At 72.2% G+C, this 7,042-nt stretch carries 8 protein-coding genes; 4 read left to right on the top strand and 4 right to left on the bottom strand.

Annotated elements, in window-relative coordinates; translation table 11 throughout:
• The coding region (locus ACFOWE_RS31040) for a sensor histidine kinase (protein WP_377294148.1) at nt 1–494 on the top strand (494 nt) is incomplete at its 5' end.
• 348 nt (nt 495–842) lie between these two features.
• Here the strand turns inward: ACFOWE_RS31040 and ACFOWE_RS31035 are convergent.
• Complete coding sequence (locus tag ACFOWE_RS31035) at nt 843–1,157, bottom strand: hypothetical protein (protein WP_377294146.1); 315 nt, start codon at nt 1,155–1,157, stop codon at nt 843–845.
• Nucleotides 1,158–1,422: 265 nt separating this feature from the next.
• Nucleotides 1,423–2,658 (bottom strand): ATP-binding protein, encoded by a 1,236-nt coding sequence (locus ACFOWE_RS31030; RefSeq protein ID WP_377294144.1) that lies wholly within the window; start codon nt 2,656–2,658, stop codon nt 1,423–1,425.
• Between the two features lie 181 nt (nt 2,659–2,839).
• Between ACFOWE_RS31030 and ACFOWE_RS31025 the strand changes: the two genes are divergently transcribed.
• The 3 genes from ACFOWE_RS31025 to ACFOWE_RS31015 all read left to right on the top strand — a co-directional run bounded on the left by ACFOWE_RS31025 (nt 2,840) and on the right by ACFOWE_RS31015 (nt 6,099).
• Nucleotides 2,840–2,974: a hypothetical protein gene (locus tag ACFOWE_RS31025; protein WP_377294142.1), complete on the top strand. Its 135-nt coding sequence runs from the start codon at nt 2,840–2,842 to the stop codon at nt 2,972–2,974.
• A gap of 98 nt (nt 2,975–3,072) precedes the next feature.
• Nucleotides 3,073–3,480 carry a hypothetical protein gene (locus ACFOWE_RS31020; RefSeq protein ID WP_377294140.1) on the top strand — a complete coding sequence of 136 codons (408 nt, stop codon included), beginning with the start codon at nt 3,073–3,075 and terminating at the stop codon, nt 3,478–3,480.
• Between the two features lie 999 nt (nt 3,481–4,479).
• Nucleotides 4,480–6,099, top strand: a complete 1,620-nt coding sequence (locus tag ACFOWE_RS31015; protein ID WP_377294139.1) for a methyl-accepting chemotaxis protein — start codon at nt 4,480–4,482, stop codon at nt 6,097–6,099.
• A gap of 4 nt (nt 6,100–6,103) precedes the next feature.
• On the opposite strand, the gene ACFOWE_RS31010 is transcribed toward ACFOWE_RS31015, so the two are convergent.
• Entirely contained in the window at nt 6,104–6,283 is a 180-nt protein-coding gene (locus tag ACFOWE_RS31010) for a hypothetical protein (RefSeq protein ID WP_377294137.1), read from the bottom strand.
• A 341-nt stretch (nt 6,284–6,624) separates the two neighbouring features.
• On the bottom strand, nt 6,625–7,042 hold a 418-nt coding region (locus ACFOWE_RS31005), incomplete at its 5' end, for a sensor histidine kinase (protein ID WP_377294135.1).

Below are 7,042 nucleotides of genomic sequence, written 5' to 3'. Positions count from 1 at the left end.
TCCCGCACGACGGGACCGGGCAGGCACCGGTGTTCGACATCGGCGAGCTGGACGCCGTCCGGGCCGACCGGGCGCTGCTGCGCCAGCTGCTGGACAACCTGATCGGCAACGCGGTCAAGTGCACCGCCCCAGGCCAGCGGCCGCACATCACCGTCATTTCCACGCGCGAGCGGCCCGGATGGGTCCGGGTCGAGGTCGCCGACCGCGGCATCGGTATTCCCCCGGGCCAGCACCGGGCGATATTTGAGAACTTCCGCCGCGCCCACACGGGCGGCCCGTACACCGGCAGCGGGCTCGGCCCGGCCATCTGCAAGCGCATCGTCGAGCGGCACGGCGGCACAATCGGAGCCGAGGACAACCCCGGCGGAGGCGCCCGGTTCGTTTTCACGCTGCCGGCCGCGGACGCGCCCGGCACCGCGGGCGTCCCGGAGAGTCCAGACAAGGCCGATGGGGCGGCGGGGGAAAACGGTACGCCCGGCAACGCGCGGTCGTGAAGACGCCCGGCAGGCCGCGGCGGCGATCACGTTCAGTACCCGTCACCCCGGGCCACCCGCCGCAAGCGGCCCCGGCAAGCCGCCATCGAGCAGGTCGCTGCCGCTGATCGCCTGGGTCTCGGTGTGGGCGGCGCGGAAGAAGTCGTCGAAGACGTGCGCCAGGTCGCCTGCGGCGATGCCGACGCCGGTGGTAGCGACCTCGACGGCCGAAGTCGGGACGGCGGCGACGGTGAGGGGGGATGCGCCCGCTGGCGGGCGTGAACCTGATCGCGTTGCCGAGCAGGCGCCGCAGCGCGTGCCGCAGTCGTTTCGCCGCGCCCCCCTGCGCTCCAGGATCTGTCGGCCGAATCACCGCCGAACGCGGCGCCGCCACGCCCGCGTCATCAGCACGGCCAGCACCAATACGGCTCCGGCCGCCACGAGGGCCACGGCGCTGTGCCGGGGACCGGCTGCCACAGCGCGGTCGGCGGCGGCATGCACGGCATTTCGCAGGTGAGCGACCTGGTCGACGGCGGCCTGTACGGCCCGCTCGGCCCGCGCGGTGACGGCCAGAGCGGCGTTACCGGCGACCGCAGTGGCAGCCTCGGTGTTCTCCTGGCGGCGCTGGCCGGTGCACTCCTCGAGCGCGGTCGCCGCCGGCAGTCTTTCGCGGCTGGTGGTCATGCCACGCATGTTGTCCCCGTGCCGGTGCCTCAAACGCTCCTACCTGGGCGGATCGAACCGCGCCGGGCCGAGCGTATGGGCGGGTGTTCGGGCCCCGGTGCCGATTCGGGACAGATCCTAGACGGGCCGGCCCGCCTTTGACAGGTGGAGGTCGAGCCGGACAGCGCTACCCGTGGGCGCTGAGCGTTGCTTGCTGTCGCGTGCCGCCCATCCTGAGTGGCACGGGCGCCGTTCGGCCGCTCACCCGCCGGGTGGTCGGCCGTCCTCACGGCCGGCCGCCCGGGACGTGCGGCTGCGGGAGGGCGGGCAGCGTCAGGCGCACCCGGGTGCCGCGGCCGGGACGGCTGTCGATGCGCACGCTCCCGCCGTGCATGTCCATGATCTTCTTGACGATGGGCAGACCCACCCCGGTGCCACCGATCGCCTGGGCCTCGGCGTGCGCGGCACGGAAGAAGTCGTCGAAGACGTGCGCCAGATCATCCGGGGCGATGCCGACGCCGGTGTCGGCGACCTCGACGGCCGGGACCGGATCATCGGTGACGGTGAGAGTGATGCGGCCGCCGGCCGGGGTGAACTTGATGGCGTTGTCGAGCAGGTGCCGCAGCGCGTGCCGCAGCCGTGCGGCCTCTCCCCAGGCCGGCACCGGGCCCGGGGCGTGCACGGCCAGGGTGTGGCGGCCTTCACGCAGCCGGGGCGCGACGGCATCGGCCAGCTCGTGCGCCAGGGCGGTCAGGTCGCAGGTCTGCGGGCGGAAGACGGCGGTGCCGGCGTTCAGGCTGGCCATCAGCAGCAGCTCGTCCAGCAGGGCCAGCAGCCGGTCGCTGTTGCGTTCGATCATGTCCAGGAAATGGCGTTCGGCCGCTGCGTCCAGGCCGCCGTCCTGGATCAGCTGCAGGGAGGAGCGGATCGAGGCCAGGGGGGTGCGCAGCTCGTGGTTGACGCTGCGCAGGAACTGGTGCTTGAGCTCATTGACGTCGTGCAGGCGGTGGATGACCTCGTCGGCCTGGCGCAGCCGGTAGCCGAGCTCCAGCACCGCGGTGGCGCAGGCGGCCAACGTCACCAGCGCCCTGTGCTGGTCGGGTGCGAGCTGCCGGGGGCGGTGGTCGAAGACGCACACCACGCCCAGCGCCCGGCCGCGGCTGCTGATCATCGGGGCGCCGGCGTAGAAGCGCACGTACGGCTCGCCGGCCACGGCCGGGTCGTCGCGGAAGGCGGGGTCGGCCAGCGCGTCGGGGACCTCGACGAGCGCGCGCACGTCGAGGGTGTGGGGGCAAAAGGCCACCCGCCGGTCCATGTGCTCTGCGCTGGTGCCGGTGTGGCCTTTGAAGTACTGCCGATCGCGGCCTACCAGGTTGACCAGCGCGATCGGAGTGCGGCAGACATGCGCGGCCAGCTCGGCGATGGCCTGGTGGACCGGCTCGACCAGCACGTCGAAGGCGCCGAACTCGTCGAGTTCGACCAGGCGCTCGACCTCGTCGGCCGGTATGACGATGCCGGTCATCACCGCCGTCCTTCCTGCTCGCCGTACCGGGACGGAGCCGCCGGCACCGCACACCCAGCGGCGGGCGGGTCCGTCCGCGGGGATTCGATGACCCCTCTCCGTCATCGGCACAAAATGCCCATTAGTGGGCATTCCGCTATCTATGGGTGTTTATTCCGCTCACCTGTCAGGAGGTGCACCGGTGGCCCGGCACCGATCGTGGCTCGGCGAAGGACCGCAGGTCGCCCCCCGGCAGATGGCGATGTTCTTCGCCCTCCTGGCGCTCTTGAGCGCGGTGGCGCTGCAGTGGGCACCACCCCAGCGGCAGCCGATCTGACCGCGGTCCTTATCGCGGGGGCCGCCTCAGCACCGATGGCCTGGTGCGTTCCATGGCACCGGTTCGATACGCGGGCACCGCTGGTGCTGTGCGTGCCCATGCTGACCCTCTTGGGCATCGTGGCATGGATGCCCGACGACCCTCAGGCCGTCAGCTCCGCCAATGCCGAGGTCGGCCTGTTCCTGCTGGTGTGGGCAGGGGTGAACTTCCCGGTGTGGGCGGTGGCGGCATTGGTCCCGGCGGCCGCGCTGGTCTGCCCGCCGCCGCGCCTGGCCAGTGGTCCACTGCCGCCGCGGCTGGTTCACGGGGCGCTGTTCCTGTGCGTCATGGCGGGAGTGGGCGTGATGATCGCCGAGGCCGGGACGCGCCAGGCGTGGGGACGTCGCCTACAGCCCCGCCGACCCCGGTGCCCGTTTCACCGTGCTGCTGCCCGCCGCCGAGGCGCCGGCACCGCCGACCGCCGGATAGGCCACCGTCCGGTGGCGGGCGTCCCCGCGCGCCGGTGAGGACGTGGGCGGGCCTGCCCGGTTCACGCAACCGTCGGCTGGACCGTGGCCGGGTTCGCTGCGACGCCACCATGCCGGGTGCGAGGGCAGAGCCGCCGCGATGAGATCCGCCAGGACCTCGCCGTCGTGGCGCTCCCCGGTCGTCATCGCGCCGGTGGCTTTGCCGGGCGCCTTGTTCACCTGCGTCATGCCTGATCACACTAGCCGCCGACCGGTTTCGCCTGCTCATGCGCGCGCCGCAGCATGACGATCGCCAGCGGAGGTTCTGCCACCGTCATCGCGCGGCCTGGGCGGCGGCAGGCCGAGGCTGTAACGGGCGTTGGAGAACGGTCTCCTGGACGGGCCGGTCGGTGGCGGCAGGACCAGTCCGTCACCGCGTCTCCGCCGCGCAGGCCGCCTTGTCCGTGACCGTGGCCGGCGCCTCGGGCCGTAGACGCTCGCGGGCGCGAGACACGGCTCGGGGCGAGGAGGGCTTCGGGAGCGCCGGGCCCGGTCGCCGGCCGGCCTTTCAGGAGTACCAGGCCGTCTGGGGGCTCCTTCAAAGGAGGGCCGGGTGGCTTCGGGCGGCAGGGCGGCCGTCATGTGCGCGTGCAGCCTCGCCACCAGCGTCAGCTCGTCGATCAGGTCCAGCAGGGGGCCGCTGTTGGCGTCGACCATGCGCAGGAGCGTCTTCCGCAGGGTCTCGTCTCCTTCATCGCCGCCGACCAGCGCCAGGTAGGAGCGCAGTGAGGCGATCGGCGCGCCCAGTACGTGGCCGCTGGTGCTGATCACGGGCGCGCTGGCGAGGGGCCGCAGGCGTCTGCTGGGTGCCGTCCGAAGACGGCGCCTGCGGGTCCGGCCGGATGACGACGGCCCTGCCCGTCGTGCCTGTCCCACGTCCCGGCGCCTGCCCGCAGGCGGGATCGGCTCACCGCCCGGAGACTTCCGCCGGGGATCCTCCTCAGCCCGCGGCCCGCGCCGCCGATGGTGTGGCGATCACCACACAGAGGGAACGGGATGATGTCAAGGCTCATCGGGGGCTGGAAGGTCGGAACACGGCTGGCCGCGTGCTTCACCATGATCGTCACGCTTTTCGGCGGCGCGGCGCTGGTAGGACTGAACGCGCTGCGCACCCAGGACGAAGCGGTCGAGCACATGAAGCAGATGACCCTGCTCAGCCGCGACATCCAGGAGATCAAGTACTTCAACTCCGATGTGAGCGGCTGGCAAACCGCTTACGCCTGGGAGGCCGCGCTGGGCGACCCGGCCGAGGCCGTCAAGCCCGAGGCCGTCAGCCGTGCCGGATACCTGGAGGTCGCCGGGCGTCTGCGCACCCACCTGGACAGCGTCGAGACCTCGGCCATGACCGCCGAGCAGAAGAAGGACTTCGAGACCCTCGTCGTGGACTGGGAGGCGTTCCTGTCCATGGACGACACGATCGCCGCACTGTTCGCCCAGGGCACCCGCCAGGCCGCAGACCAAGCCAACGCCCTGATCGGCGGTGATTCCTGGGACATCTACTACCGCATCCAGAAGACCACCGAAAAACTGGTCGACAGCGTCCGCTCCGACAGCGACGCCGCCGCCGCGGCGGCGGCCGAGGCCTCCAGCTCGGCTCAGCGCCAGATGGGGATCGCCGTCGTGGTGGCACTGGTCGTGGCCGTGCCGCTGCTGGGCGTGGTCCGGCGCAGCATCACCGTCCCGCTGGCCCAGGCCGTGGCGGCGCTGAAGGCGCTGGCGGCCAAGGACCTGACCCGCCGGACCGACACCTCCGCCATGGGCGGGGAACTGCGGGAGATGGGAACGGCGATCAACGAGGCCGTCGACGTGCTGCGCGACGCGGTGTCGCAGATCAAGGGCGGCGCCGAGCAGATGTCACACGCCTCGGACGTCATGCGTGCGTCCGCGACAAAGGTCGTGGCCGGCTCCGATGCGGCCGCCTCGCGGGTCGACAGTGCCGCCGCCGCGGCCGAGGAGGTCAGCGGCAACGCCGAGATGGTCGCCGCGGGCGCCCAGGAGATGAGCGCCTCGATCCAGGAGATCAGCAGGAGCGCCTCGGAGGCGGCTTCGGTGGCCGGCGAGGCCGTGGCCGCCGCCGGTTCGGCCAGCACGCGCGTGCAGCGGCTGAGCACCTCCTCTTCGGAGATCGGCGCAGTGGTCAAGGCCATCAACGCGATCGCGGAGCAGACCAACCTGCTGGCGCTGAACGCCACCATCGAGGCGGCCCGGGCCGGAGAGGCGGGCAAGGGCTTCGCCGTGGTGGCCAGCGAGGTCAAGGACCTGGCGCAGGAGACCGCCAAGGCGACCGAGGACATCGCCGCCCGGGTGAGGGCCATCCAGGCCGACAGCGACGGCGCGGTGGACATCATCAACGGGTTCCAGGACGTCATCGGCCGCATCAACGACTACGTCACCACGATCGCCAGCGCGGTGGAGGAACAGAGCGCCACCACCGCCGGCATGGGCGAGAGCGTCTCCGAAGCGGCCAGCGGCTCGGCCCGCATCGCCGAAAACGTCGCGGCCGTGGCCGAGACGGTCGCCGAGGCGCATCACGCGGTGCGCGAGAGCATGACCATCATCGACGAGTTGTCACTCATGGCCGAGGAGATGACCGGGCAGGCCAGGACCTTCATCGTGTGACCACTCACGGGACGACCACGGGTGGCTGCAGGTAGCAGACCCGTGCGTCGCCGGTGACCGACGACGAAGCGACGAACGCCCGCGGCCGCCGGGCCTGCGAGGAGTTCGGGTCATCGCCCGGGTCCTCGGTTCCAGAACTCACCGGTTCCAGGCCGTCCTCGGGCTGCCTCAGTCCGCTGCTCACGCGATCGAGGTCCGGCATCGGGGGTGGCCCTGCAGGGGCCGCCGCACGCCGGTCCCCAGCAGGTCCCTCCGGCGCTGGAGGAGCCACGGCGGCCGTCCCGGCGTGCGGGCCGGGCAGGAGCGGCCCTTCCCGGGGGCGCGTTGCTGCTCCTGCCCGTGGCGCTGGCGGGTCTGCTCCCGCGGGCCCGGCCGCAGCCGAACCGGCGTCTACCCGCCGCAGCCGTGCCGGCATCACCGCGCCCGGCCACCAGGAGGAAAGGACCCGGCTACCGGGTCAGGAACGCTCACCGTTCGGGGACACCGGCGGGGCGGCGGTCAGGCGCACGACGGATCCGGACGGACTCAGGTCGATTCCGGAGGGTCGACCGGCAGACACACGGTGAAGACGGTGCCGCCGCCCTCACGCGGTGCGGCGGTGACGGTGACGCTTCCCCCGTCCGGGGTGTACTTGATCGCGTTCGACAGCAGGTTGTCCAGCACCTGGCGGATGCGGGCCGGGTCGGCGTGCGCGTGCAGGTAGTGGGCCAGCTCGGTGGTCAGGGTGATGTCCTTGGCACATGCGGCCGCCCGGTGGTCGTCGACGGCCTGACGGATCAGGCCGGTCAGCCCGATGGTGCGGGCGTCGATGGTGACCAGGCCGCTTTCCAGGCGGGCCAGCTGCAGCAGGTCATCGACCAGATCCTGCAGGCGGCCGCTGGTGCGGTCGATGACCTCGACGAAGGCGTGGTGCTCGCCGGGCAGGCCGGGGGCGTCGCGCAGC

This window comes from Planomonospora corallina, assembly GCF_042650625.1.
GTDB lineage: Bacteria > Actinomycetota > Actinomycetes > Streptosporangiales > Streptosporangiaceae > Planomonospora_B > Planomonospora_B corallina.
Note: the sequence above shows the minus strand (reverse complement) of the source record. Positions and strands in the feature narration are given on the sequence as shown.